At 57.3% G+C, this 25104-nt stretch carries 21 protein-coding genes and 2 pseudogenes; 18 read left to right on the forward strand and 5 right to left on the reverse strand.

Going from position 1 to position 25104, the window contains the following annotated elements:
• Window positions 1-103: 103 nt before the first annotated feature.
• On the reverse strand, window positions 104-1012 hold the full coding sequence (gene prmB / locus KBP52_RS08845) for a 50S ribosomal protein L3 N(5)-glutamine methyltransferase (protein WP_077571782.1): 909 nt from the start codon (window positions 1010-1012) through the stop codon (window positions 104-106).
• 239 nt (window positions 1013-1251) lie between these two features.
• On the opposite strand from prmB, the gene KBP52_RS08850 reads away from it, so the two are divergent.
• The 3 genes from KBP52_RS08850 (at window position 1252) to KBP52_RS08860 (ending at window position 2925) form a co-directional block, all read left to right on the forward strand.
• Window positions 1252-1842 carry a cysteine hydrolase family protein gene (locus tag KBP52_RS08850; protein ID WP_007914026.1) on the forward strand — a complete coding sequence of 197 codons (591 nt, stop codon included), beginning with the start codon at window positions 1252-1254 and terminating at the stop codon, window positions 1840-1842.
• A gap of 130 nt (window positions 1843-1972) precedes the next feature.
• Window positions 1973-2293 (forward strand): hypothetical protein, encoded by a 321-nt coding sequence (locus tag KBP52_RS08855; protein ID WP_007914024.1) that lies wholly within the window; start codon window positions 1973-1975, stop codon window positions 2291-2293.
• Window positions 2294-2367: 74 nt separating this feature from the next.
• Window positions 2368-2925 carry a Smr/MutS family protein gene (locus KBP52_RS08860; protein ID WP_077571781.1) on the forward strand — a complete coding sequence of 186 codons (558 nt, stop codon included), beginning with the start codon at window positions 2368-2370 and terminating at the stop codon, window positions 2923-2925.
• 142 nt (window positions 2926-3067) lie between these two features.
• Here the strand turns inward: KBP52_RS08860 and KBP52_RS08865 are convergent, their stop codons facing one another.
• Both KBP52_RS08865 and KBP52_RS08870 read right to left on the reverse strand, forming a co-directional pair.
• Window positions 3068-3688: a hypothetical protein gene (locus KBP52_RS08865; RefSeq protein WP_077572240.1), complete on the reverse strand. Its 621-nt coding sequence runs from the start codon at window positions 3686-3688 to the stop codon at window positions 3068-3070.
• Between the two features lie 221 nt (window positions 3689-3909).
• Window positions 3910-4014: pseudogene (locus tag KBP52_RS08870) on the reverse strand (DNA adenine methylase); the annotation flags it as partial.
• Here KBP52_RS08870 and KBP52_RS30475 point away from each other — a divergent pair.
• The 3 genes and pseudogenes from KBP52_RS30475 to KBP52_RS08880 all read left to right on the forward strand — a co-directional run.
• Window positions 4015-4263 (forward strand): annotated as a pseudogene (locus KBP52_RS30475) (site-specific integrase); the annotation flags it as partial.
• A 22-nt stretch (window positions 4264-4285) separates the two neighbouring features.
• A complete protein-coding gene (folE, locus tag KBP52_RS08875; protein ID WP_010456659.1) occupies window positions 4286-4831 on the forward strand; it encodes a GTP cyclohydrolase I FolE in 546 nt (181 codons plus the stop codon).
• A gap of 103 nt (window positions 4832-4934) precedes the next feature.
• A complete protein-coding gene (locus tag KBP52_RS08880) occupies window positions 4935-5306 on the forward strand; it encodes a glutathione S-transferase N-terminal domain-containing protein (protein WP_116032877.1) in 372 nt (123 codons plus the stop codon).
• Window positions 5307-5466: 160 nt separating this feature from the next.
• On the opposite strand, the gene KBP52_RS08885 is transcribed toward KBP52_RS08880, so the two are convergent.
• The gene (locus KBP52_RS08885; RefSeq protein ID WP_212622627.1) at window positions 5467-6633 is read right to left on the reverse strand and encodes a PLP-dependent aminotransferase family protein; all 1167 of its coding nucleotides are present in this window, start codon (window positions 6631-6633) and stop codon (window positions 5467-5469) included.
• An 82-nt stretch (window positions 6634-6715) separates the two neighbouring features.
• Here KBP52_RS08885 and KBP52_RS08890 point away from each other — a divergent pair, with 82 nt between their 5' ends.
• From KBP52_RS08890 to KBP52_RS08925, 8 genes are all read left to right on the forward strand, one after another.
• Complete coding sequence (locus KBP52_RS08890; protein ID WP_077571779.1) at window positions 6716-7162, forward strand: MarR family transcriptional regulator; 447 nt, start codon at window positions 6716-6718, stop codon at window positions 7160-7162.
• 291 nt (window positions 7163-7453) lie between these two features.
• Window positions 7454-8803 carry an NCS2 family permease gene (locus KBP52_RS08895; protein WP_212622628.1) on the forward strand — a complete coding sequence of 450 codons (1350 nt, stop codon included), beginning with the start codon at window positions 7454-7456 and terminating at the stop codon, window positions 8801-8803.
• 87 nt (window positions 8804-8890) lie between these two features.
• The gene (locus KBP52_RS08900; protein WP_077571778.1) at window positions 8891-9520 is read left to right on the forward strand and encodes a LysE family translocator; all 630 of its coding nucleotides are present in this window, start codon (window positions 8891-8893) and stop codon (window positions 9518-9520) included.
• Window positions 9521-9749: 229 nt separating this feature from the next.
• Window positions 9750-13277: a calcium-binding protein gene (locus KBP52_RS08905; protein ID WP_212622629.1), complete on the forward strand. Its 3528-nt coding sequence runs from the start codon at window positions 9750-9752 to the stop codon at window positions 13275-13277.
• A 172-nt stretch (window positions 13278-13449) separates the two neighbouring features.
• Complete coding sequence (locus KBP52_RS08910; protein WP_212622630.1) at window positions 13450-15312, forward strand: hypothetical protein; 1863 nt, start codon at window positions 13450-13452, stop codon at window positions 15310-15312.
• A 247-nt stretch (window positions 15313-15559) separates the two neighbouring features.
• Window positions 15560-17215, forward strand: coding sequence for a hypothetical protein (locus KBP52_RS08915; RefSeq protein ID WP_212622631.1), 1656 nt, complete (start codon window positions 15560-15562; stop codon window positions 17213-17215).
• A gap of 53 nt (window positions 17216-17268) precedes the next feature.
• Window positions 17269-19128 carry a hypothetical protein gene (locus tag KBP52_RS08920; protein ID WP_212622632.1) on the forward strand — a complete coding sequence of 620 codons (1860 nt, stop codon included), beginning with the start codon at window positions 17269-17271 and terminating at the stop codon, window positions 19126-19128.
• A gap of 61 nt (window positions 19129-19189) precedes the next feature.
• Complete coding sequence (locus tag KBP52_RS08925) at window positions 19190-21088, forward strand: hypothetical protein (RefSeq protein WP_212622633.1); 1899 nt, start codon at window positions 19190-19192, stop codon at window positions 21086-21088.
• A gap of 82 nt (window positions 21089-21170) precedes the next feature.
• On the opposite strand, the gene uraH is transcribed toward KBP52_RS08925, so the two are convergent.
• Window positions 21171-21524 carry a hydroxyisourate hydrolase gene (gene uraH, locus KBP52_RS08930; protein WP_116032896.1) on the reverse strand — a complete coding sequence of 118 codons (354 nt, stop codon included), beginning with the start codon at window positions 21522-21524 and terminating at the stop codon, window positions 21171-21173.
• Window positions 21525-21944: 420 nt separating this feature from the next.
• Between uraH and puuE the strand changes: the two genes are divergently transcribed.
• The 4 genes from puuE to KBP52_RS08950 all read left to right on the forward strand — a co-directional run bounded on the left by puuE (window position 21945) and on the right by KBP52_RS08950 (window position 25104).
• Window positions 21945-22871, forward strand: a complete 927-nt coding sequence (gene puuE, locus KBP52_RS08935) for an allantoinase PuuE (RefSeq protein WP_077571773.1) — start codon at window positions 21945-21947, stop codon at window positions 22869-22871.
• On the forward strand, window positions 22868-23383 hold the full coding sequence (gene uraD, locus KBP52_RS08940; protein ID WP_016982874.1) for a 2-oxo-4-hydroxy-4-carboxy-5-ureidoimidazoline decarboxylase: 516 nt from the start codon (window positions 22868-22870) through the stop codon (window positions 23381-23383). The genes puuE and uraD overlap by 4 nt, the downstream gene beginning before the upstream one ends.
• A gap of 87 nt (window positions 23384-23470) precedes the next feature.
• On the forward strand, window positions 23471-24466 hold the full coding sequence (gene alc / locus KBP52_RS08945) for an allantoicase (protein WP_007913974.1): 996 nt from the start codon (window positions 23471-23473) through the stop codon (window positions 24464-24466).
• A 134-nt stretch (window positions 24467-24600) separates the two neighbouring features.
• Window positions 24601-25104: an ureidoglycolate lyase gene (locus KBP52_RS08950; protein ID WP_212622634.1), complete on the forward strand. Its 504-nt coding sequence runs from the start codon at window positions 24601-24603 to the stop codon at window positions 25102-25104.

A 25104-nucleotide genomic window follows, 5' to 3' on the forward strand; every position in this document is an offset into this window, starting at 1 on the left:
CCGCCGTGCGGCCATTCGCGAGCAGGCTCGCTCCCACCTTGGAATGCATTTCCCTGTGGGAGCGAGCCTGCTCCGGGCGGCGTTCCGACGAAGCTTTTAAGGGTCAGACGCGGGAAGCGAACAGGGCCTGATGATCGCGGCACTGCTCCGCTGTCAGCATGAACACGCCATGCCCGCCGCGCTCGAATTCGAGCCAGGCGAAATCCACTTCCGGGTACAGCGCGTCAACGTGAACCTGACTGTTGCCCACTTCAACGATCAGCAAGCCCTTCTCGGTCAGGTGATCCGCCGCTTCAGCGAGCATGCGTCGAACCAGATTCAACCCATCATCACCGCAAGCCAGACCCAGCTCGGGCTCATGCTGATATTCATCCGGCATATCAGCGAAATCTTCCGCATCCACGTAAGGCGGGTTCGACACGATCAGGTCGAAACGCTGACCCGGCAAACCATCAAAACCATCGCCCTGCACGGTGTAGACGCGTTCATCGACGCCATGGCGCTCGATGTTCTGGTTGGCCACTTCCAGCGCTTCGAACGACAGATCGGCCAGCACCACCTCGGCGTTCTGGAACTCGTAGGCGCAGGCAATGCCGATGCAACCGGAGCCGGTGCACAGGTCGAGAATGCGCGCAGGTTCGGTGCCGATCCACGGCGCGAAGTGGTTTTCGATCAATTCGCCAATCGGCGAACGCGGGATCAACACGCGCTCATCGACGATAAACGACATGCCGCAGAACCACGCCTCGCCCAACAGGTAAGCGGTGGGAATGCGTTCGTCGATGCGGCGCTTGAGCAGGCGTTGCAGGTTGACCAGCTCGTCGTCTTCCAGCGCGCAATCGAGGTAGCTGTCGGCGATTTCCCACGGCAGGTGCAACGCACCGAGCACGAGTTGCCGGGCTTCGTCCCAGGCATTGTCGGTGCCATGGCCGAAAAACAGATCCTCCCCATGGAAGCGGCTGACGGCCCAACGGATATGGTCACGCAGGGTACGAAGGCGGGAAGTGATCACGGCGCAGAACTCCAGAAAAAACGACTGGCGATTCTAGCAGCCAAAACGCCTGACGACGACGCAGGAAAAACATCGCGCCGACAGTAGGAGTTTTCTGTTTTTTGCATCAGCCATTGAACAGAACGTGTAACTTGACAAGGCTGCAGGCCAATAACGACGGTGCCTACGATGGTAGCGATTCACAGAACCGCTCAGCCAGAGGACAATGTCGCAAAAGCCCCACCCCAAGGAGCCCCAGAATGTCCGTTCCAAAAACGATGTTTCAACTCAGCGGTCGCGGTTACGCAGCGGCCACACTGAGCCATGCCACCGTGGTCATCATCGATGCCCAGAAAGAATATCTCAGTGGCCCGCTGGCTCTGAGCGGCATGGACGCGGCCGTCGCGAACATCAAACAAGTGGTTGCCGCAGCCCGTGCAGCCGGTCGGCCGATCGTGCACGTGCGTCATCTCGGCACCGTCGGTGGCTTGTTCGACCCGCAGGGCGAACGCGGCGAATTCATCCCGGGCCTCGAGCCACAAGGCGATGAAACCATTATCGGCAAACTGCTGCCGAGCGCGTTCCACGGCACCGAGTTGCTCGATCGTTTGCAAAACCTTGGCTCGCTGGACTTGATCGTCTGCGGTTTCATGAGCCACTCCAGCGTCAGCACCACCGTGCGCGCGGCTAAGAACCTGGGTTTCCGCTGCACCCTGGTGGAAGACGCCTGCGCCACCCGCGACTTGCCGTTCAAGGGCCGCGTGCTCAGCGCCGCCGTGGTGCAGGAAGCCGAAATGGCGATCATGGCGGACAACTTCGCCACCCTCGCGCTGACTCAAGACCTGATCTGATCTGCTCTGATGAGCGGCTCAGCGCGCCGCTCATCCGCAAAACCCTCTCATTTGCCGCAAATGCCATAGCCTCAGGAACAACCCGGTCAACTCCCGGTCGAAGGGCCGATACCCATTGAGGAAGGTCGGAATGAAGTTATCCGATGGATTTGACGCACGCCGCTTGCGGCCCAAAGGCCAAAGCAACTGGCGTTTTCGATTCGGCGCGGCGATCGCGGCCATTCTGGCCACGTTCGGCGTGCTGCTGGCGATGGCCGGAGCGGCCAGCCTGCTCGGCCGCCCACCGGCACTCGGTGACTTGAACGCTACGCCGATGGGCTCGGCGATCATTCTGGCGGTCGGTTTGCTGTTTCTGTATTTCGGTGTCGCCCTGTGGCGCCGCTGCCGCCGTCGCGCACGGCAATCGCGGGAACTGAACATGTCCCCGCACCTGATGAAAAAACACGACTGACTCACCGGCCTGGCTTTTTGCCGGGCCGTTTTGTTTCGACTTGGGTAAACTGGCCGCCCTTCGCGGAGGCTGACATGCAAGACGACGATTTTTCCCTGTTCAAAAGTGCGATCCAAGGCGTCAAGCCGATCAAGCACGACCGCGCCGACACCGGCAAACCCAAGGCAGACCGCGCACAGATTGCCAAGCTGCGCCAGTCCGCTACCGTGCGCACCGATGCCACCACCGTTGATGGTCTGTCCGATCAGTTTGTGATTGATGTCGGCCCGGAAGACGAGCTGATGTGGTCCCGCGACGGCGTGCAGGAAAGTCAGATGCGCAAGCTCAAGGTCGGCCAGATCCCGTTCGAAGGCAGCCTCGACCTGCATGGCATGAGCGTGGAAAAGGCCCGCGAAACACTTTGGGCGTTTCTTGCCGAAGCGACCAAATTCGAAATCCGCTGTGTGCGCGTCACCCACGGCAAGGCTGTGCGCCTGGACGGCAAGCGGCCGATGATCAAAAGCCACGTCAACACCTGGCTGCGCCAGCATGCCCAAGTGCTGGGTTTCTGCTCGTGCCAGGCCAGACACGGCGGCGCTGGCGCGGTTTACGTGATGCTCAAACGCACCATGATGGAAGGCCGCGACGAATAATCCGCCCCATTTGAAGCCCCGCATCGTTAGTCACGATGCGGGGCTTTTATTTGGCTGAAGCTGTTCGAAAGACAGAGCCGAACGGCAGCTTTCGGCAGTCGGCTTTGCACCCACTGCCAGCGCCCGACGCGTTAAGCGGGATTCAATGAGTGACAGGCGACAGCGCATCGTTTGCTGACGATGAGGGCACATAAACCGAATTGCTCAGTTCATGTTCCTCTTGGTGAGCCTTTTCGATGCGATACGTAAGTTCTTCTTCAAGGTTCTCATAGTCGACGTTTTTGCCGTCTTCGTCGCGCAGACCGCCATAGTTGAACACTACGAGATGCTTACGAAAGCCTTTACCCTTACGCGCACTTGGCATCTTGAAGAAGATCTTCCACCGGCTGTCATTAAAGTTCGGCAGGGTGTCAGCCTTTTCGGCAATGATATGAAGTACCGTATTGAGTTGCATCTGAGCTATCCCGCTGTACGACTCGACCTCTGTGGCTTCAATCGATGTGTAAGGGACTAACCCATCAGCATTGAAAAACCAGATGCCCTTGTCCTTGAGGATCATCAAGGTTTGCGAACCAGCGTTGCGATTCAGCCACGCCATGCCCAAGTACCATAACGAACACACCAGCAGCAGCGCAGCGATTCCATTGGACTCCATACGGAACCCCTGGATGGCCATGACCAAGAATAAAACACCGCCCAATGAAGCCCTCACAGGCACGCGGCGACGCTCGGTAAACGCCATATCATTGATTGAACTTTTCATGATCTTCCTTTGGCTAATAGGCGCGAAAATCGCATCCAGGTAATGCAAAAGGCCCTTTCGGGCCGTCGTTTCAATGAACCTTTCACTCAACACTTGTTGCCTTCCCCATGCCAAGACTCAGCCTCGACACGCAGCAGCTCTGCGGGGTTCTTTACAGGGTAAAGGTGACCTGTGGCCTGCGATTTTACTCGATAAAATCGCTGAAGTGAGAGATCTGGTCTGGCGCCCTGGATGTCGGTGAGCGTTTCAGGGCGGGTCATTTTCTGCCATTCAAATACCTGTCGCGAACAGAGCGCCCATTTGAACTGGCCGACAAACTCTTTCACGCCGCGCTGATCGAATTGGGCATTCGCGCCCGCCGGCAATACAACTGCCGACACACATACGCTACCATGTGCCTCATGGCGGGTATGGACCCTGCGTTTATTGCCACTCAGCTCGGTCATAGCGTTCAGATGTTGCTATCGACTTACGCCCGATGGATCAATTCCAGCACTGACTGGGTTGAACTCGGCAAGCTCGAAAACAGCTTGATTGGTACAAAATTGGTACAGACAGAAACAGTACCCCTCTGAAACCCTTATGGAATCAGCCCCTGTGACACTGGAACAGAACTACACCGCGATTCTCGGCCAATTGGGCGAGGACGTGTCCCGCGAGGGCCTGCTCGACACGCCAAAGCGTGCCGCCAAAGCCATGCAGTACCTCTGCCGCGGTTATGAACAGACGCTCGAAGAGGTCACCAACGGTGCCCTGTTCAGCTCCGATAACAGCGAAATGGTGCTGGTCAAGGACATCGAGTTGTACTCGTTGTGCGAACACCACCTGCTGCCGTTCATCGGCAAGGCGCACGTCGCGTACATCCCGAGCGGCAAAGTACTGGGCCTGTCGAAGGTCGCGCGTATCGTCGACATGTACGCCCGCCGTCTGCAGATTCAGGAAAACCTCAGCCGCCAGATCGCCGATGCAGTGCAACAAGTCACCGGCGCGCTGGGCGTGGCCGTGGTGATCGAGGCCAAGCACATGTGCATGATGATGCGCGGTGTCGAGAAGCAGAATTCGTCGATGATCACTTCGGTGATGCTCGGTGAGTTCCGTGAAAACGCCGCGACTCGCAGCGAGTTTCTCAGCCTGATCAAGTAATTCGCAGCACGAAAAAAACCGGCATTCATCGCCGGTTTTTTTTCGCCCGTGAAAAATCGGGTAAGCTTCGCGCCTTTCTCAATATGCACCGTGAGGCTTCAACGTGTTCGTCAAAGCGCTTCGTGTCGGCCTCGGCCAACTGGTTATCTTCATCGACTTCATCACCCGTCCGGGCAAGAAAAAACGCCCCGCCGCTGCCCAGGCTCAGGTCGATGCAGCCGCGAAGGATCTGACCCTGTATCAGTTCCACGCCTGCCCGTTCTGTGTGAAAACCCGTCGTACGCTGCGCCGCCTGAATGTGCCGGTGGCGCTGAAGGATGCGAAGAACAACGAGCAGGATCGGCAGACGCTGCTGGATCAGGGCGGCCGGATCAAGGTGCCTTGCCTGCGCATTGAAGAGAATGGCCAGACCACCTGGATGTATGAGTCCAAGGTGATTATTGATTATCTGGATAAGCGCTTCGCTGCGGTCTGATGATTATGTGGTGGGCTGATTGACGCCTTCGCGAGCAGGCTCGCTCCCACCCTTTGGAATGCATTTCCACTGTGGGAGCGAGCCTGCTCACGAAGAGGCCCTCCCAGACACAGCAAACCCAGACAAAAACAAACCGGCCCTCGAGCCGGTTTATTTGTTTTCAGGCCGCGTTATCTAGCTGCGCCTGGCGCACCACCGCCGCCAATCGCTTGAGCCCTTCATCCAGGCGCGCCGGATCGATGTGGCTGAAGTTCAAACGCAAATGCCCGTGATGCTTATCCGGATCCGGGAAAAACGGCTCCCCCGGCATAAACGCCACGTCATTGGCCAACGCCTCATTGAGCAACGTTCGCGTATCCATCGGTTGCTTCAAGGTCAGCCAGAAAAACAACCCACCCTGCGGCATGTTCCAATCCGCCAGATCAGAAAAATGCTTTTCCAGCGCCGCCTGGAAGGCATCCCGCCGCTGTCGATAGAAACCGCGCAACTCGCTCAGATGCTGCTGATACTTTTCAGTACCGATCCACTGCAACGCCTGCCATTGGCCGATGCGATTGGTGTGCAGATCCGCCGATTGCTTGAGTTTGAGCAAGTGCGGAAACAGATCGGGACTGGCGATCAGATAGCCGACACGCAAACCCGGCAGCAAGGTTTTCGACACGGTGCCGGTGTAGATCCAGCTGGATTTCTGCAGGCGCCCGGCAATCGGCTTGGCGCTGCCGCCATCGAAAGTCAGTTCGCGGTAAGGCTCATCTTCGATCAGCGTGACGCCAAATTCGTCGAGCAAAGCCGCTACCGCTGCACGCTTTTCTTCACTGTAGCGCACGGCGGACGGGTTCTGGAACGTTGGAATCAGGTAGATAAACGCCGGGTGATGTTGCTCCAAACGCTCGCGCAACTGCGCCAGATTCGGGCCGTCGGACTCCTGCGGCACGGTCAGGCAATCGGCGCCGAACAGCTGGAATATCTGTAGTGCGGCGAGATAAGTCGGTGCCTCCAGCAAAATCTCCGTGCCCTTGTCGATGTACAGCTTGGCTGCCAGATCAAGGGTTTGCTGGGAACCGCTGACCACCAGCACCTGACTCGCCTGACATTCCAGCCCAAGTGCCCTCGCCTCCGCCGCCAGAGCCTCGCGCAACGCCGGTTCGCCTTCGCTCATGCCGTATTGGCCGAGCGCCAGCGGCATGTCCGCCCATTCGACCTTCGGCAGCATGGCTTCGGCCGGCAATCCGCCGGCGAACGACATGACTTCTGGGCGCTGGGCGGCGGCGAGGATTTCACGGATCAGAGAACTCTTGAGGCGCGAGACACGTTCGGAAAAAGCCATGGGGGTCACCGGTAGCGAGGCGGACGAAAAATGAGTCAAACTGGTTGACTGAAATTACGACAGCTTGAGCGAGTACGTCAACATGCTTGACCTTAAAAACCCATCCAGTCAGCAACAGGCGATGGAAGCGTTTTTCTTCGGCTATCAGGCTTTCACCGCCAAGGCTGATGAAATGCTCGAGCGCCGTGGGCTGTCGCGGGTGCATCAGCGCATTGTGTTTTTCATCGCGCGTTACCCGAATTTGAGCGTGAAGGAATTGCTGGGATTGCTCGGCGTGAGCAAGCAGGCGTTGAACATGCCGTTGCGGCAGTTGCAGGAAATGCATCTGGTGGACAGCGTGGCGTCGGAGGCCGACAAGCGTAAACGCCTGCTGGAGCTGACGGCGGAAGGTGCAAAGTTTGAGCAGACGTTGCGGCGTGAGCAGGTGAAATTGCTGGAGCGGGTGTTTGCCGAGGCTGGCGAAGCGGCGGTGAATGGCTGGTTGGCGGTGAATCTGGCATTGGGGAACAGTCAGACGGTTCTCGATTGAATGGGACTGCCTCTTCGCGAGCAGGCTCGCTCCCACAGGGGAACGCATTTCAAATGTGGGAGCGAGCTTGCTCGCGAAGGGGCCCGCACAGGCGATATATCCCTATCGACGGACCTTTCGTAAACAAAACCAAAAACAATATTTGCTTTATTTGTACACAAAAGCATAATCCACAGCGTGCGAGTTCCTGACCGCATGGTCAACAAATTCGCGTATGCCTCAAAGGGCCGCTGCCACCCCTCATGGGTCCGGCCCTGGAAATAACAATAAAACTCTTGAGGAGTACTCGCTGTGGAAAGCCGCAAATCCGAAGCATCGACGCTGGACCTCTCGCCACCATTACGCAGTGGTCTGCTGGAACGTCTGTTCAAACTCAGCTTGCATGGCACCACGGTGAAGACCGAGCTGATTGCCGGTCTGACAACCTTCATCACCATGGCCTACATCATCTTCGTCAACCCGAACATCATGGCCGATGCCGGGATCGATCACGGTGCAGCCTTCGTCGCCACCTGTATCGCCGCCGCGTTGGGCTGCCTGTTGATGGGCCTCTACGCCAACTGGCCGGTCGGCCTGGCACCGGGCATGGGCCTCAACGCGTTTTTCACCTACACCGTGGTCGGCACCATGGGCTACAACTGGGAAACCGCGCTCGGTGCGGTGTTTGTCTCCGGCGTGCTGTTCATGATCCTGACCTTCTCGCGGATTCGCGAGTGGCTGCTCAACAGTATTCCGGTCAGCCTGCGCTATGCGATGGGTGCCGGTGTCGGTCTGTTCCTCGGCCTGATCGGTCTGAAAACTGCAGGCATCGTCGTTGATAGTCCGGCGACGCTGATCAAACTCGGCTCCCTGCGCGAGCCTGGTCCACTGCTCGCGGCCATCTGCTTCCTGATGATCGCAATCCTCAGCTATCACCGCGTGTTCGGTGCGATCCTCATCAGCATCATCACAGTAACCCTGGCCGGTTGGGGCCTGGGTATCGTGCACTACGAAGGGATCATGTCGACGCCGCCAAGTCTGGCGCCGACCTTTATGGCGATGAACGTGGCCGGCGTGTTCAACGTCAGCATGATCAGCGTGGTGCTGGCCTTCCTCTTTGTGCACATGTTCGACACCGCCGGCACCCTGATGGGCGTCGCCCAGCGCGCCAATCTGGTCAACGCTGACGGCCGCATCGAAAACCTCTCCCGCGCAATGAAAGCCGACAGTGCGTCCAGCGTATTCGGCGCCGTGGTCGGTGTTCCACCTGTCACCAGCTATGTGGAAAGTGCTGCCGGCGTAGCCGCTGGTGGTCGGACTGGTCTTACCGCAGTCACCGTAGGTGTGCTATTTATAGCGGCAATGTTTTTCGCACCGCTGGCCGGCATGATTCCCGCTTACGCCACCGCCGGTGCACTGATCTACGTGGCGATGCTGATGATGGGCGGCATGGCCCACATCGAATGGGATGAAGCGACCGACGCCATTCCGGCGATCGTCACCGCGATCATGATGCCGCTGACCTTCTCGGTCGCCGACGGCATCGCACTGGGCTTCATCACCTACGTGGCGTTGAAGGCCGGTACTGGCAAGTACAAGGAAATTTCCGTCAGCCTGTGGGTGCTCTGCGCGATCTTCATCGCCAAGTTCATCTTTCTGTAAGCGCTGCGCGGCACTCGTTTGAAAACAGCCTCACCCTTGCGGGTGGGGCTTTTGTGCATCTTGATAACAATAGAAAGGAGCGAAACGATGAGTCTGGAAACCTGGCTGCTGTTCAGCGGCGCTGCACTGGTGGTGATCCTCATTCCGGGACCACTGTCATTGCTGATGATCAGCAACAGTCTGAATTACGGATTGCGCCGCTCCTATCCGGCGTTTCTCGGCGGTGTCTCGGCGTCGATCTGTTTACTCAGCGCCTCGGCATTGGGTCTGGGCGCGTTGTTGCTGGCTTCCGAACAGTTGTTCAGCGCTCTGAAAATCGTCGGCGGGCTGTACCTGTTCTACCTCGCCTGGCAAAGCTGGCAGCAATCGCGTCAGCCATCGGTCGGTGCCGAGGTGCCGCAAGCGGCCCCCGTCCCACGCTTTCGCGCCTTGTTCGGACGCGCCTTTGTATTGGGTGCGAGCAACCCTAAAGACATCCTGTTTTTTGCTGCGTTTCTGCCGCAATTCCTTAGTGCCGAACAGCCGTTCCTGCCGCAGTTGCTGGTAATGATCGTCACCTGGACCCTGTTGGACCTGCTGTGCAAACTGGCTTACGGCCTTGGCGCCCATGGTGCGGCACGCTATCTGCGCAGCGGCAAAGGTCAGAGCTGGTTCAACCGGATCAGTGCCGGATTGTTCGGTGGCGCCGGGGCTGCGGCATTGTTGGGTAGCCATTGAAACGATTGAAGCGTTACTTCAAATGACTGCTGATGAGCTGCACACTCCCTGACTTGAAAGGCTCAAGCCAGGGAGCCCCCCCCTTGCGACGCACTCCCCCTCCTCCTGCCAAAAATGCTCGGCGCGGCGTGCAATACACCGCAACAACCCGCTGATATACATCGCGCAAAATCCCCCCGTACTATCCCCCACGGTTTTAACGACAATCCGCCAGAACAAGGACGTTCAAATGGCCACGCTTATCAGCGAAGCATCGATACACATTGATCCGATCGTGATCACTGACATGCGCATTGAGAAAAATGAGAAAAATGCTTCAACGATCGATATAAAAAACAGCCCTGATAACAGTCCGGATCTGCCGCTCAAACATAACGTCGAGCAGTTGAGAATCAACGACTCGGTATTTGGCCCGCTGCAATTTGGCGATGTATCGATAACCCGGGTTGCCCTCGATGCATTGGGCGCAACCGTCGACAATCAACCGTTAAATGGCAAAAACACTTTCTTCCGAACACCCAAGCGCTCATTTACCGACGCATTGCAGTTCAGCGCAGTCAATATCGAACAGCACATAAAGTCTGCTACCGGCAACGACAGTTATCTGTTGCCGACGCTGCTTTTCGAAATGGCCAGCCGGCGTCCGTTAACGGCCCCCGGCATGATCAAGGAAAGCCTCGATTCCGATACTGACCCGGGTAACTATCGCAACAAGTTGGCGAAACTTTTAAGTTCCGCACAGAAACTCGACCTGAGTCATGCTCATCTTCCAAAGAACAACCGACGCTGGGTGGAGTTGACGAAAAGCTACTCCACACTGGGTTCAAGTGTCGGTATCCAGGGTTTCGGGATATTCATGGGATTGCGCGGTGTTGTCGATGCGATCAAAGCCAACAATAAAGCCGAAGTTGCAATTAACAGCGTTGGTATTGCATCGGAAGTAGGCTCCATCGCCGTGGACATCACCGTCAGCAAGATCGCCACCGAAATGCTCACCGCCGGCCAGACTGCCTTCAAGGACTTTGCCAAAACCCGATTTGCCCTGAGGCTGGGCCGCTCTGGCGGTTTGATCGGCGGCGCGCTGACACTGCCATTCGATGTCTTCACCGCGATCAGATCTTTCAGGACCGCAGACAATACAACCGGCAAGGAAGCGATGGATCATTACGTCAGCGCAGGGTTGAGCATCACCAGTGCGGCCATGACGGTGATCCTTGGCACCGCCGCCATGGCCGGATTCTCTTTCGCCGGCCCGGTGGGGCTCGCGGCCGGAGCCATCCTGGCGATTGGATCGCAAGTCTATGGTGCAGTGCGTGTCGTCGATGACATCGATGATCACATCGAACTGACCCTTGATGAGCGTTGGCGCACCGGCTGGTTTTCGTTCTGCATGATGGACACCGATCAGGACATTCAGGATCGCTACAACGTCGCGAAAACCAGACTGCAACACTCAGCCCAATTGCGGGACATGGCTCGAAAGTTGTTGGAAGGTCCGTTGAAGGACACCACCGAAGCCATCATCCATGGCGGGTTCGAAGTCTTTCTCCAGCCAACCCTGGTCTGGACGCGCAATTGGTGGACCAAGCAAGACAGCTGGAAAACCGTCAACGTCCCAAAAATCAGAGGCACCGATGACATCATCGATGCTCGCGATGGCGTCACCAAAGACACGCCCGGTGTGGTGCTGGGCACTCCGGCAGAACACAAAGGTGTTTTGTGGTTGATCGGTGAGGGTCGCGACTCGATCAAGGGCGTGGAGAAAAAACCCAATACCTTCCATTACCGCTCAGGAAAGAAGGACCTGACCGGCGGCGAAAAGGACGACCGCTTCGTCTTTGAAAGCGCCGGCGATCTGCTTCGCGAAGGCGCGATGACTTCCGAGTTCTCGACGATAAAGGGCGCCGCCGGTAACGACACACTGGTGCTCGGAGGCGATTACTACACTCGCAACGAGGCCAAAGCGGGATATGACATCGATCTGCTGGCACAGACGCTCCAGACAATCACTGCCGATCCTGCCGCCGACAATGGCGAAAAATACACTTTCCACAGCTTTCTCGAAGGAATCGAAAATATTGAAACCGTGAAGGGTGCTGCATCTGTCGTGACGGGCAACGGGGCCAACAATCTCATCCGCTCGCAAGGCAAAGACAGGATCAATGCGGGAGCAGGAAATGACCAGATTCATCTACTGCACGCCGGTGCAACGGCTTCGGGCGAGGCCGGTATCGACGAATACTTCATTGCCCACGAAGAAGGGTCTACCGCCATTCATGAGGATGGCGCACAGGCAAGCATTATCGTATTGAAATGGCGCGAGGAGCTGATTGAGAGCTGGGTGATTGCGGACAATGCCTTGATCATCACCTCAGGTTTTGATTTCCATGACAGGCCCAAAAGCGTAGTCACTCTGCACGACATCTACATGCAAGTCGGGACGCAAAGGCAACTCAAGAACAGTCATCTGACGTTTCTCACCCTGGACGGTTACATCCTCAAACCTGTGCTCCCCGAGAACATAACCAGTGATGAAAACCTGCCTGTCGATGTCATTACCGTCAAAAAAGGTTACCCGGCAAAAGCAACCATTCTCTACGCGGCTGACTGCTGGATCATGCATAAGCACGATGTGCGTTACTACCTGCCGCGCTCCTCGCAACCAACCCGGTTCCATTCGGTAGAACGTACCGACGCCGTGACCACCCTTTATCTGGATTACGCCAGCAGTGAACTGAGCAAAGCCGAAGCCCACTTCATTGCGCGACAATCGGACAAGAACCAGGACCTGCTCGCGGGCTGTGATCTTGCCTACCACTTTGGCGAGAAGGTCTTGACGCTTAAATACTTTGCCGGAGCACGAGGAGGAGAAGACCCGCGCAACATGACCAAAATTCTGCGGACCATGGCCGTTCGCACGTATAGCAAATATGTTCTGGTATTCAACGACGGTGTTGCTTTGAATGCAGGACTTACGCCGGAAACGGATGTCGCCCCTGCTGACAAAAACTACCCTACGTATTCTTTCAAAGAATGGACAACTCCAATCAACTTGCCTTTGAAGTTTCGAACAGGCGAGTTCCCTTATGAGCTACCGACCAATGAGGCGCACGAACTCGGCAGCAAAAACGGATGTGCGATGCTCACGTCCGTGCCGGGGCAAACCGCCATGGAAAGTCTGGAAGGTGAAGGCTCCACATACCTGATCCATTTGGCGGCTGACATGACATTCAGGCTTTCTACGCCGGGCGCGTTGGCCAACGCCACAGTCCGTCTGCCCTATTCCTCGACCTGGGAACTCGATGCGACCACATTGGGCAAGGTCACGATCACACTGGAAAACAACCAACTGCACATCGGCACCTGCCGGATTCATTTACCGGTTTATGACAGCGAAGACCTGATTGATCAGGTACGCGTCATTACCGAAAACGGTGTCGTACATACGGTTGACCTGTCCTTCGACCGTATCTATCTGGATGGCCTTGATGCACGGTATTTTGAAGAACCCGACGCGACCAAAGCCTTGCCCGAAGTCTTTTCCTCAATGGCCAGCAAAGAGCTGAAGGTCAGAAATATCGCCACCGTCGACGATCTCCGTGAAACGGTGAACTACAGCTTCGCCGCCCACGGCTGGATACTGCGCGCCGACAAGTCCCGCGTTGAATATTCGCAGTTGCGGGTGATCAATCGTTGCAGCCATCAAGATAAATACATCTTCTCTCCACAGCCCTTGATTGACGTGCCCCCCGCCTGACGCTGCAAACGTCGGTCGATGGCTGATCGCGATTTGCGCACTCTGAAGTTGAAACAACCAATGTCTCCATGACAGTCACATCCCGGATACCCCGGGATGTAGACGAGTGCGCCCGAAATACGGCGAGTCGCTTCCATGCGCTCGACATCCCACACTCCATGAGTAATTTGCAATGGCCAAACCGCCCAAAAAAGTTGCAGTGACAACCGCAGCCGATTCATCCGTTACCACAAACCCCACGCACTCGAATCCGGGCAGCCACATTACCCGCTATACCCTTGACGTCTCACGGGTTGGTGCCGATTCATCTCCACGACCTTTCGCACCGGACACTGCCGCAGACTCGGCCCCTCACCAGCCTGCAATCGTCGTCAGTGAAATGCCCGGCAGTCACGTCGACACCTACCGCGCGGCACACAATGCCATCGCCTGGCCTGAGACTCGATTGAGCGAATTGACCCCGCTTGCCGACAACACCGGCCTGTTCATCGGGCCGGATCAGCGCACCTACGCGCAGATCGGCAATGAAGGCCGGTTCATTGTCGAGCGAGATCTGCACGGCAACTATTACGTGCCTCTGACGTTCTCGCCCGGGATACCCGGCCCTGTTGTAACAAGAAGTGGCAGCGAAACAAGCTGGCGTATCCAGCGCCCCGGCTGGCAGCCCACGCAGAACCCGGCCGGTGCTCCAGCGGTGCCGCAAACGCCGGCCTACCTGTCGCCCGGTGACGCGAGCACACTGACCAAGGCAGAACCTGCTACCGGTGCGGTCCGTTACAACAAACTCAAACAAACCTTCATTGATACGGCCGAAGGCACGGTCATGGTGCGCAAAAACAAAAACGGCGATTACCAGCAAGCCTTTGCGTCTAGCAGCGTCTCGCCCGACGTATTTTTCGAACAGATTCCCGGCACCCTTCTCTGGCGACAAAGAGCAGCGAGCACGATACCGGGTGAGCCTGCTGTTTCAGAGCGACTGCGTGCCACTGCCGAGACGACCGAACCAAGTACCAGCAAACGGCCAAGGCTTGACGAGCCCCTGGCGCCACTGCCGCCATTGCGCCCTGCAACAGCGAAAACCGACAATCCAACACCGTTCTTCTGGCTGTCTTGGGGACATTTGCACAAGCCAGCGGTGGAATCCGTACAACTGGGGTGGCTTCACTACCCCATCGTGCCCGCCGGTTCCAATGCCACGCCCAAAGTGTACTTCGTGCAACACCCGGAATTTGTCCCGAGCGGCTTCGACGCCTTTGAGAACATGCTGCGCAATACCCCATCGCTGCAACCGGTCGCCACCTTTCGCATCGGCAGCGACCCGGGAGAAATACACCCCGGCAAACGCTTTTTTGAAACGACTCTGACCCGATCGGTTGCCGAAGCATTCCCGGACTTTTCCGACTTCACTGCACGGGCGGTCGCCAGAAAACTATTCGACGTTTCCGACCATTTTCCCTTTATCACCGGTACTGGACTGATCCACATTCAGGCAGTCCTGCACCAGTGGAAGCAAAAGCCGTTTCCCACCACACCGGCGTTCGCCGACCCGCTGAATCTGCTCACGATTGCGCCCTCCGTTGATCATCAAGGCAAGAAAATCATTCCGCTGCCGGCGCAGACCGAGGGCGATCTGAAACGCCTGACCTTCGATCCGCAGCGTTTTTCCCTCGAGTGGAATCACTATAAAACCTATCCAACCGATCTGAACCTCAGACGCCTGCTCGGCGCCCTGCTGATTCGTTCGGGATACGAAGTTTTTCCGCTGACTCACGAACACCGCAAGCCGACCCTGGTGTTCAGGCGCGAACATCATGATCAGGTGTTTTATTTGAAATTGGGATCGGTCGAACAGGTCGGACTTTCCCACACCCCGGGCAACGAACTGACTGATCCAAGTCTATCGGCCCGAATTGGCTCAGACGCACTTATCGCGCTGATGGCCGCGCATTCGCAGAACAAGGTGGTGTGGCTGATCGGCGGGGTGCTGAAAGTCGAGTCGCAACCGGACTCGGTATTCATTCTCAGAGAGCGTTAAGCCCTGCGGTGACGCTCATCCGCGATTGATCGCGAGCGTCGCGCAATCCTCTTCAACACGGCGCAACACTCTGCAGCCTCAAGCTTGCAGCGCAATACATATGTACCGCACACAAGTGCGTTTTTTTGCCGAACATCAAGCCTTTGAAGCCGATAGGCCGGGCAATCATGGCGCAGCACACGACACATTGATGTGCTGCCCGATTGACCGGCCCTTTGACTTGTCAGCACCTCATCGGAGCAATTCAATGGCCAAACCACCCAAGAAAATCCCCCGTCAGACCTCCCCACAAACAACGCCGACATCGCCGGATCCTGGGCTCAACCCAAGCGGCAATCTCGCCGTTGAAAGGGCCAGTTCCGACCACAGCATGATTACGGCGAACCCGCTACCGGTTGAGTCTTCGCAACGCTCCAGCGTTATCGTCAGTCATGCGCACGTGCAAGACGCGCAATCAAGCGCAACGCGCACAGCGGAATGGGTACGGCGGCACTCGATTGATCCAGAGACCCCGGCGCTGGCCGGCACATCGAGGGATCAAAGCCTGCCGCAGCCTGTTTTTATCAACCCCGAGTCAGCCGACCTGCTCAAGTTACAGGCCGGCGACGAAGACGGCTTGCGATACGACAAACGCAAGAAGGCCTACGTCGAAATGCCCGGTGGTTTCGTCATGGTCTCGAAAACCACAGACGGATGGCGGCAGACCCATGCAGGGGAAGCGATTCCCACCGGAACAAGGGTTGAACAAATCCCGGGGACAATGCTCTGGCGTGAAGTCGAAACGCCGCCCCTCGGCAAAAAAACCGCAGCCACCGAAACAGCCGAGGTGATAGTCAGTCCGGGCAGGCACTCCCCGTCAACGGAACAACGCAGCGCCCTCGCAGATGCAAGCACGCTAGTCAGCAGTCTGCTTTCTCAACAGCCCATTGCAGTGGATCTTTCCGCCGGTCAATGGAAAAACTGGGGAAGAGCCGCAAGGCCGGAATCCGGTGAATCCATTGAAATAGACGGCAAGCACTATCCGATCGTCGCGCAAGGTCTGCGAGACGATACCGGCCTTGTGTATCTGCAACACCCTGGATTTGCACCTGATCGCTTTGATGCCTTCGAAAACATGTTGCGCCACGAGCCTTCGCGTCAGCCGAAATGGGCACTCAAACGAGAAGGCCAATGGAAGGTGCTGGACAATCATCCGCCTTTTGAAATGTCTGCAACCCAATACGTTGCCAGCGCATTCAATTATCTGTCGGCACAATCGGCAAGTAACCTCGCCAGAGCCGTATTCGATCATGTCTCTGCTCCTCAGGGCGTCAATGCGCAGAGCCTTTCAGCGATGGCGCTGACGTTCCGCCACTGGACGGACCGAGCCAATAACCAGGCGCCCATGCATCACCTGTCAGACCCGTTGGTCATGCTGCCAGTCCTGGTGCCACCAGCCGGCAGTCTGCCACGCGTCGGCTTGCTCACCTTGCCCGCGCCTGACTCAAGCCCGCTGCAGCGCCTGGATCTTGATCCGGCACGCTTCGCCCAGGAATGGGCCGCGTACACGGCGGGTCCCACACCCGCTGCCTTGCGCGAACTATTCAGGTCGGTCTTGCAGCGCAACGGCTACAACATCAATTCGAATCCCCGTCAGCACAGCGAAGGCGCGCTGATCTTTCATCGCCCGGATGTCGCCGCGGTCTTTGTGCTGAAGCTGCCCCGCGTCGTGGACAATCAGGTGCCTCGCTACGCCTCGCCAGGATCCGAACTCAACGATCCTGATTTTCGAAGCAGACTCAGCACCGCGCAAAGACAGCAGCTTGAGAACGATTTGAGCCACACCGAAATCATCTATCTGGTGGGCGGTGTGCAACAGATATCCGCCGACAACCCGACGCTGTTCATGATCAGAGAAGGTTGACTCTCCTCACAACGCACATCGATCGCCGCGCCTAACCAACAGCGAGACAAATAATGGCCAAACCACCGAAACGTATGGCCGGGACCACTGCGCCCGACTCCCCGCCGCCTGTTGCAAATCCTGCTGGCAGCTCCCGCAGGCTGCCCGGCGAAAACCCGCCCGACGCAGATTCCTCGAGCGGCCCGGCGAGCACACACCCGCAACAAGCGTTGGTGCAAGTCACAGAAATACCTGCCACCGCGCTGTCAGCGCAGGCGGCTCTGCGCTCGATCACCTGGCCTGCCGAGCAAGTACATTTGTTGCAACGTCTGGATGCCGAAAGCGGACTGTTCACCAGCCCCGATGGCAAGTTGTATGCCCATGTTGAAAATGAAGGGCATCTGCTGGTCGAAAGCCTTGCTGACGGCCGCTACCAGATTCCCTTCAACTTCACACCGCACTTGCCTGGCCCCTTTCTGGTAAAAACCGAGCGCCAGGCCATCTGGACTTTTGAACGCCCCGGCTGGCTTGCGCACAACCCGGATCACGATCAGCGACAGACCGTCGCTGACCTGCCGACGGTGCATCAACCCATCTACCTTGCGCCCGAAGATGCGACCCTGCTATCGCCTGCACTGCAGACCATGGACGGGGTGCGTTATGACAAGCATCGCAAAACCTATATCGATACACCTGATGGAACCGTCATGGTGCGCAGAAACACTGAAGGCCATTATCAGCAGGCCTCTGCAAGCGCACGCGACACTTCGCCAATAGTGTTCGCACAGATTCCCGGTACACGGCTGTGGCGGCGCAAAACCGAGGTGAGTGAGTCGTTAACGGAACCTGCACAACCGGTTAAACGCAAATCCCTGCCGGACAGTCAGGAGCCTGCACCAGGCCCCAGCAAACGCGCGCATCAGGAAGACGGCAGCGACCCGACCCAGGCACTCAGCGAAAGCCTGCTTTCGACCAACCCCGCCGCGATCAATCTGAGTTACGGGTTGTGGCGCAACTGGGGGCGAAATGTCCCTCCGCAATTGGACCAGCACATCGAAATCGATGGGCAATACTATCGAATCCTGCATCAGAATCCGGGACCGAACCCGAGACTCGTGTATCTGTTGCACCCCTTGTTTTCGCCCTACTTGTACGACGCTTTCGAATACATGTTGCGGGACAACCCGGCCATGCAACCGAGATGGGCGATCAAGCGCAGTAACCAGTGGAGGGTTCTGGACAACGTCGTGCCGTTCGAGATGCCCATCACTCAGTACATTTCCAGAACCTTCAAGTACCTGTCGGATCAATCCGTCAGCGCGCTCGCCCGTGCCATGTTCAACCAGGCCAACCGATCCGAGGTCATCAACGGCCATGGTCTGGCCCTGCTCAATCAAGTGTTTCACTACTGGGCAAGCAGGCAGGTGCGCTACGCGCCACGGCGAGAATTGAGTGATCCGTTGCTGATGTTGCGCAGACCCGAAGGACAGTCAGACACGCTGACCATTCCTTCCTCACTGGGTGAAGGCTTGATGCGTCTGGATTTTGATCCCGGACGGTTTTCCCAACACTGGAACGAGTACGCAACGGCACGGACTACGCCCGGCTTACGCAGGCTGTTCAGCAGCATCCTCGAAGATGACGGTTACGAAGTGAACGCCACTGCTCAACCGCTGAACGACGACGCCTTGCTGTTTCATCGAAAGAAGATCGACCAGGTATTCGTGTTGAGACTGCCGCCGCTTATCAACGGCAGGCTCAAACGCGTGACGCTGGAAAGTTTTGAGTTCAGTGACAGCCAACTGCGAACCCTCATCACAGAGCAAAAACCACTGTCCACGTACCGCGAAGAAAACAAGATCATCTACCTGCTCGGAGGGGTTCAAAAAGATGCGCTTGGGCAGACAACGCTCTTCGTTATCAGAGACAAGTAATCAACGAGAGATCAATCGAGACAGTGAGCAATGCAACCATGACCGACTCTGAGGCACTTCAATGATCAAACCGACAAAAACGACTGGTCTTTCTGCTTCGTCGAGTACTTCCACGATCACCCGAGTCGACGTCGATACTGGCGCGATCAGCATAAGGACTGGCGGTAATCCAGACTCACGGATACCCGACCTGAATCCACAACCGGGCACTTCAACTTCATTACCGCCAAGGACCGAGGTTGTCGACGAGCCACGCGTGGTGGTGAGCTACATATCTGATCCGATCATTACCGAAGCGAATGCCAGGCTGGCAGAGATCGCGCTGCCAGGATTGCAAACCCATCTCCTGCAACCGCACGATGCCGTCGACGGGTTGTACATTGCGCCAAGCGGTCAGACCTACGCTCACCTGGAGGAAGGCCGTTATTACCGAGTAGAACTCAACGCCGACGGGCACTACCAGATTCCATGGCCCGCCGCACCGGGTGTGACGCCGCCGATTCTGAAACAGATCCCGGGACAGTCACGCTGGCGTATCGAGGCGCAGTGGTACTCGAGCGAATCAGTGCAGGGAAGCCTGTTCATGCCCCGACTGACCGCCGACGAGCCGCTGGCGATTTTCCATGTCGACCCCAACCTGGCAACGTTACTACCTGGCGCACATGAGTCTCCTGACGGTATTCGAAAGGGGCCCCGTGGAAAAACCTACGTCGACCTCGCCGACGGCACTGTCATGGTTCGTAAAAACGAACAAGGCGACTACAAACTGGCGAGTGCAACGACGATCAACCTGCCCGACATCACCCTCGAGCAGATTCCGGGGCAATCGCTATGGCGTCGCCAGGTGGCAGACATCAGCGCTGCGCAACACACTTCGCCAGCCTACAGCGCTGAAGTTGCAGCTTCGCGAGTAGACGCCGAACCGGGGCCAGGCAAACGTGCGCGGCTGGGGGGTGAGAGCGACCCGGCTGTGACACTGACTTCAGCCATACGCATTGAAGACTGGAAAACCTGGGGCGCTGCGACGAAACCGTTAGTCGGCGACTCCATCGAAATCGATGGCCTGCACTTTCCCATCCTCGCCCAGCCAACACATGCCACAGACTCACTGGCCTTTATCAAACATCCGCAATTTGCTGCCACGCGTTTCGATGCGTTCGAACGCATGCTGTTAACCACGCCTCAATTGCAGCCCAGGGGTGTGGTGAAACTGGCGGACAAATGGACGGGGCGCGGCGCTGATACCTGGAGAATCGTCGAGGGACTGCCCTTTGGCAAAACCCTGACCCAAGCTGTCAGCGATCAGTTTCCCTATCTTTCTTATGACTGCGCAAACAGAGTCGCGCGCGAGATTTTCAATCGCGCCAGCCACTCCGATGAAATAACAGGGCCCGGCGTCAGTGCGCTGTTCGAGACGTTCAAGTACTGGGAAAACCGCCCTGTATCCGTCGACGATAAAAGAGTCGTGCGTCAGGACCTGAGCGATCCGTTGATGCTCCTTACACCACAGTCGACAGACGCAAATGGCTACTTCCAATTGCCTCAACCGTCTGCAGAAGGCCTGCAAAGAATTGATTTCAACCCTCTGTTGTTTGCCGGATCGCAATATCATGTCAGTCGCCCCTCTGTGCGAAGTTTGCTGACAGGAATTCTGAGAGGACATGGCTACCAAGTGTCGGAAGACTTTCGGCGCAATGCGAGAGATGCACTGCTGATCCAACGACGAGGCCTTGATAGCGTGTTCGTGCTGTTTCCTGTGCATTTCCCTAGTCAACACATGAATGCAATTGACCCGGTCAACTGGCTGAAGAAAAGAGCGCTGATCAATAAAATCGAGGCTCACCACAAGATAACCCTTCAAGATCATCACGCTGCCAACAAGATTATTTATCTCGCTGGCGCAAACATGCCTATTGAGGGTTCCGGGGAGAACAACCTCGTCATCATCAGAGTGAAATAAAAAAAGCCCGCAGTGTGAGCGGGCGAAAGACCAAAGAAGCTATATGCGCAGTCGCTTCCCGGTGGGGGCAGCTGCTTGGGGGTCAGCTGCCCCGGTACGTGGAATAGCTGTAAGGCGAAATCAGCAATGGCACGTGGTAGTGCTCCTGTTCGGCGGAGATGCCGAAGCGCAGCACAACCACGTCCAGAAATGCCGGTTCCGGCAACTGAACGCCACGGGCGCGGTAGTAATCGCCCGCGTGAAACTGAACCTGATAAACGCCGGTGCGATAATCGTCGCCTTGCAGCAGCGGCGCATCGACCCGGCCATCGCTGTTGGTTATCGCACTGGCGACCAATTCCAGGTGCGAACCTTCAACGCGGTACAGCTCGACCTTGATCGAACTGCCCGGGCAACCGTGTGCAGCGTCCAAAACGTGTGTAGTCAAACGTCCCATTGATTCTGCGCGCCTGCCTGCGTGGAGCAGTCAGACTTCGCGCCTCCCGAAGTCAGTTGAAAAGGAGACCGCACCGATTCGGAGCACGAAAAGCTGCGGCGAGCGATTGATTAAGACACTTTTCAAAAAAATTGTACACAATAAAAACGACATTTTTCACATCACCCCCGCCATTCGGGGGTTTCCTGCCGATGAGCCAGCGATACGCCTATTCATTGAACCTCCTATCCATTAGCTGACTGGTCAGGCAGGTTTCTTGCAGGCTCACGCCAATAGCAGTAAAAGATGACAGTCGGTGAAAAATGCGAAAATTCAGGCTTACAAATTGCGAATAAAGTTGTATACAATCAGCCCATCGCTGTGACGCCAGCCTGCCAGGCCGCCACACCAATCTGTCAACGAACAAGAAGGAAGACTGCAGTGAGCGCTGACTACCCACGCGACCTGATCGGTTACGGCAGTAACCCTCCTCACCCACACTGGCCGGGCAATGCCCGCATCGCCCTGTCGTTCGTACTCAATTACGAAGAAGGCGGCGAGCGCAACATTCTGCACGGCGACAAAGAATCCGAAGCCTTCCTGTCTGAAATGGTTGCCGCCCAGCCGCTGCAAGGCGCGCGCAACATGAGCATGGAATCGCTTTACGAGTATGGCAGCCGCGCTGGCGTCTGGCGGATCCTGAAACTGTTCAAGGAATTCGACATTCCGCTGACCATTTTCGCCGTCGCCATGGCCGCTCAGCGCCATCCGGACGTGATCCGTGCGATGGTCGATGCCGGCCACGAAATCTGCAGCCACGGCTACCGCTGGATCGACTACCAGTACATGGACGAAGCGCAGGAGCGCGAGCACATGCTCGAGGCGATCCGCGTCCTCACCGAAATCACCGGCGAGCGTCCACTGGGCTGGTACACCGGCCGCACTGGCCCGAACACCCGTCGTCTGGTCATGGAAGAAGGTGGTTTCCTCTACGACTGCGACACCTACGACGACGACCTGCCCTACTGGGAACCGAACAACCCGACCGGCAAGCCGCATCTGGTGATCCCGTACACCCTCGACACCAACGACATGCGCTTCACCCAAGTGCAGGGTTTCAACAAGGGTGACGACTTCTTCGAATACCTCAAAGACGCGTTCGACGTGCTCTACGCCGAAGGCGCTGAAGCACCGAAAATGCTCTCGATCGGTCTGCACTGCCGCCTGATCGGCCGTCCGGGTCGCATCGCTTCGCTCAAACGCTTTATCGAATACGCCAAAAGTCATGAACAGGTTTGGTTCAGCCGTCGCGTCGACATCGCGCGTCACTGGCACGAAACCCAGCCGTACCAAGGGGCCGCCAAATGAGCCGCTTTCAAACCCTGCAACCGTCGAGCCTGAGCCGCGACGCTTTCGTCAAAGCCTTCGCTGACATCTACGAACATTCGCCATGGGTGGCCGAGAAGGCCTACGACCTCGGCGCGGACGCTTCGATCGATGAGATCGAAACCCTGCACCAACGCATGAGCGACATCCTGTTGAGCGCCGATCACGCCAGTCAACTGGCCCTGATCAACGCTCACCCGGACCTGGCCGGCAAAGCCGCCGTCCAGGGCCAACTGACCGAAGCCAGCACCAATGAACAGGCTGGCGCCGGTATTCACCAATGCACGGCCGAAGAGTTCCAGCGCTTCACCGAGCTGAACGACGCCTACAAAGCCAAGTTCAAGTTTCCCTTCATCATGGCGGTAAAAGGCAGCAACCGGCATCAGATCCTCGCGGCGTTCGAAACGCGCATTCACAATTCGCAAGACACCGAATTCAAATGCGCGCTGGCGGAGATCAACAAGATCGCCCTGTTCCGTTTACTGACCCTATAGCGAGCCTGACCCGAGTACATCAAACGCGGAGAGTACCCAGGGTCTTGCAAGCATCCCCAGCCACTTTTTTAAAGGCAGACAAGAAGAATGAAAGCTTACGCCGTACCTTTCGAAAAATTCGTCAACCTGGCCGATGCCCGTCTGGGCACCAAAATCATCTCGGTCACCGATGACTGGTTCGCAGACGCCAATCGTCTGTTCCAACCGACCCCGGCCGTATGGAAGGAGGGCGTGTTCGATGACAACGGCAAGTGGATGGACGGCTGGGAATCGCGCCGCAAGCGCTTCGAAGGCTTCGACAGCGCCGTGATCCGTCTGGGCGTACCGGGCTCGATCAAAGGCGTGGACATCGACACTTCATTCTTCACCGGCAACTTCCCGCCATCGGCCTCTCTGGAAGCGTGCTTCCTGGCGTCGGGCGAGCCTGATGAAAACACCCAGTGGACTGAAGTGCTGTCGGCCGTCGAGCTGCAGGGCAACAGCCACCACTACCACGAAATCAGCAACGACCAAGCGTTCAGCCACCTGCGCTTCAACATCTACCCGGACGGCGGTGTTGCCCGTCTGCGCGTGTACGGCATTCCGTTCCGCGACTGGTCGGCGGTTGGCGATAACGAGCAAGTCGATCTGGCAGCAGCCCTCAATGGTGGCCGCGCCCTCGCCTGCTCCGACGAACACTTCGGCCGCATGAGCAACATCCTCAACCCGGGTCGTGGCATCAACATGGGCGACGGCTGGGAAACTGCACGTCGTCGCACGCCAGGCAATGACTGGGTGATCGTCGCGCTGGGTCACCCGGGCGAGATCGAGAAGATCGTCGTCGACACCCTGCACTTCAAAGGCAACTACCCGGACACCTGCTCGATCCAGGGCGCGTTCGTCAAGGGCGGTACTGACAGCCAGATCGAAACCCAGTCGCTGTTCTGGCGTGAACTGCTGCCGAGCCAGAAGCTGGAAATGCACGCCGAGCACACCTTCGTCGAGCAGATCAAAGCGCTGGGCCCGATCACCCACATCCGCCTGAATGTGTTCCCGGATGGTGGTGTGAGCCGCCTGCGCGTTTTGGGCAAGGTCGCTAAATAAGGTTGAACCCATTCGCGAGCAGGTCGAATCGTCGCACCGTCGCTCCCACATTTGGAATGCATTCCCCTGTGGGAGCGAGCCTGCTCGCGAAGGCGTCAGAACAGTCAACACAGAATTCGGATAAGAAGAACAGCATGCGCACACTAACGATTGAACCGCTGAGCAAAGAAGCCTTCGCCCCTTTCGGTGACGTGATCGAAACCGACGGCAGCGATCACTTCAAGATCAACAACGGTTCGACCATGCGCTTCCACAAACTGGCGACGGTCGAAACCGCTCAGCCGGAGGACAACGCGATCATCAGCATCTTCCGCGCCGACGCGCAGGACATGCCGCTGACCGTTTGCATGCTGGAACGCCATCCGCTGGGCAGCCAGGCTTTCATTCCGCTGCTCGGCAACCCCTTTCTGATCGTGGTCGCGCCCGTTGGCGATGAACCTGTATCAGGCTTGGTCCGCGCCTTCGTCACCAACGGCAGGCAGGGCATCAATTACCATCGCGGCGTTTGGCACCATCCGGTGCTGACGATCGAAAAGCGGGATGACTTCCTGGTGGTTGATCGCAGTGGCACAGGCAATAACTGCGATGAGCATTTTTTCAAAGAGGATGAGCGTTTGATCCTCGCCCCCCACCAATAA

This window comes from Pseudomonas sp. SCA2728.1_7, from assembly GCF_018138145.1.
Classification (GTDB): domain Bacteria; phylum Pseudomonadota; class Gammaproteobacteria; order Pseudomonadales; family Pseudomonadaceae; genus Aquipseudomonas; species Aquipseudomonas koreensis_A.

Excerpts from the sequence above, each read along its gene's own strand:
- uraH (WP_116032896.1), bottom strand. The coding sequence starts at position 21,524 with ATGGGACGTTTGACTACACACGTTTTGGACGCTGCACACGGTTGCCCG.
- KBP52_RS08920 (WP_212622632.1), top strand. The coding sequence starts at position 17,269 with ATGGCCAAACCACCGAAACGTATGGCCGGGACCACTGCGCCCGACTCC.
- uraD (WP_016982874.1), top strand. The coding sequence starts at position 22,868 with ATGAGCCGCTTTCAAACCCTGCAACCGTCGAGCCTGAGCCGCGACGCT.
- KBP52_RS08885 (WP_212622627.1), bottom strand. The coding sequence starts at position 6,633 with ATGGCTTTTTCCGAACGTGTCTCGCGCCTCAAGAGTTCTCTGATCCGT.
- KBP52_RS08890 (WP_077571779.1), top strand. The coding sequence starts at position 6,716 with ATGCTTGACCTTAAAAACCCATCCAGTCAGCAACAGGCGATGGAAGCG.
- KBP52_RS08905 (WP_212622629.1), top strand. The coding sequence starts at position 9,750 with ATGGCCACGCTTATCAGCGAAGCATCGATACACATTGATCCGATCGTG.
- KBP52_RS08865 (WP_077572240.1), bottom strand. The coding sequence starts at position 3,688 with ATGAAAAGTTCAATCAATGATATGGCGTTTACCGAGCGTCGCCGCGTG.
- KBP52_RS08915 (WP_212622631.1), top strand. The coding sequence starts at position 15,560 with ATGGCCAAACCACCCAAGAAAATCCCCCGTCAGACCTCCCCACAAACA.
- KBP52_RS08860 (WP_077571781.1), top strand. The coding sequence starts at position 2,368 with ATGCAAGACGACGATTTTTCCCTGTTCAAAAGTGCGATCCAAGGCGTC.
- KBP52_RS08900 (WP_077571778.1), top strand. The coding sequence starts at position 8,891 with ATGAGTCTGGAAACCTGGCTGCTGTTCAGCGGCGCTGCACTGGTGGTG.
- KBP52_RS08950 (WP_212622634.1), top strand. The coding sequence starts at position 24,601 with ATGCGCACACTAACGATTGAACCGCTGAGCAAAGAAGCCTTCGCCCCT.
- KBP52_RS08925 (WP_212622633.1), top strand. The coding sequence starts at position 19,190 with ATGATCAAACCGACAAAAACGACTGGTCTTTCTGCTTCGTCGAGTACT.
- KBP52_RS08910 (WP_212622630.1), top strand. The coding sequence starts at position 13,450 with ATGGCCAAACCGCCCAAAAAAGTTGCAGTGACAACCGCAGCCGATTCA.
- KBP52_RS08855 (WP_007914024.1), top strand. The coding sequence starts at position 1,973 with ATGAAGTTATCCGATGGATTTGACGCACGCCGCTTGCGGCCCAAAGGC.
- KBP52_RS08850 (WP_007914026.1), top strand. The coding sequence starts at position 1,252 with ATGTCCGTTCCAAAAACGATGTTTCAACTCAGCGGTCGCGGTTACGCA.
- alc (WP_007913974.1), top strand. The coding sequence starts at position 23,471 with ATGAAAGCTTACGCCGTACCTTTCGAAAAATTCGTCAACCTGGCCGAT.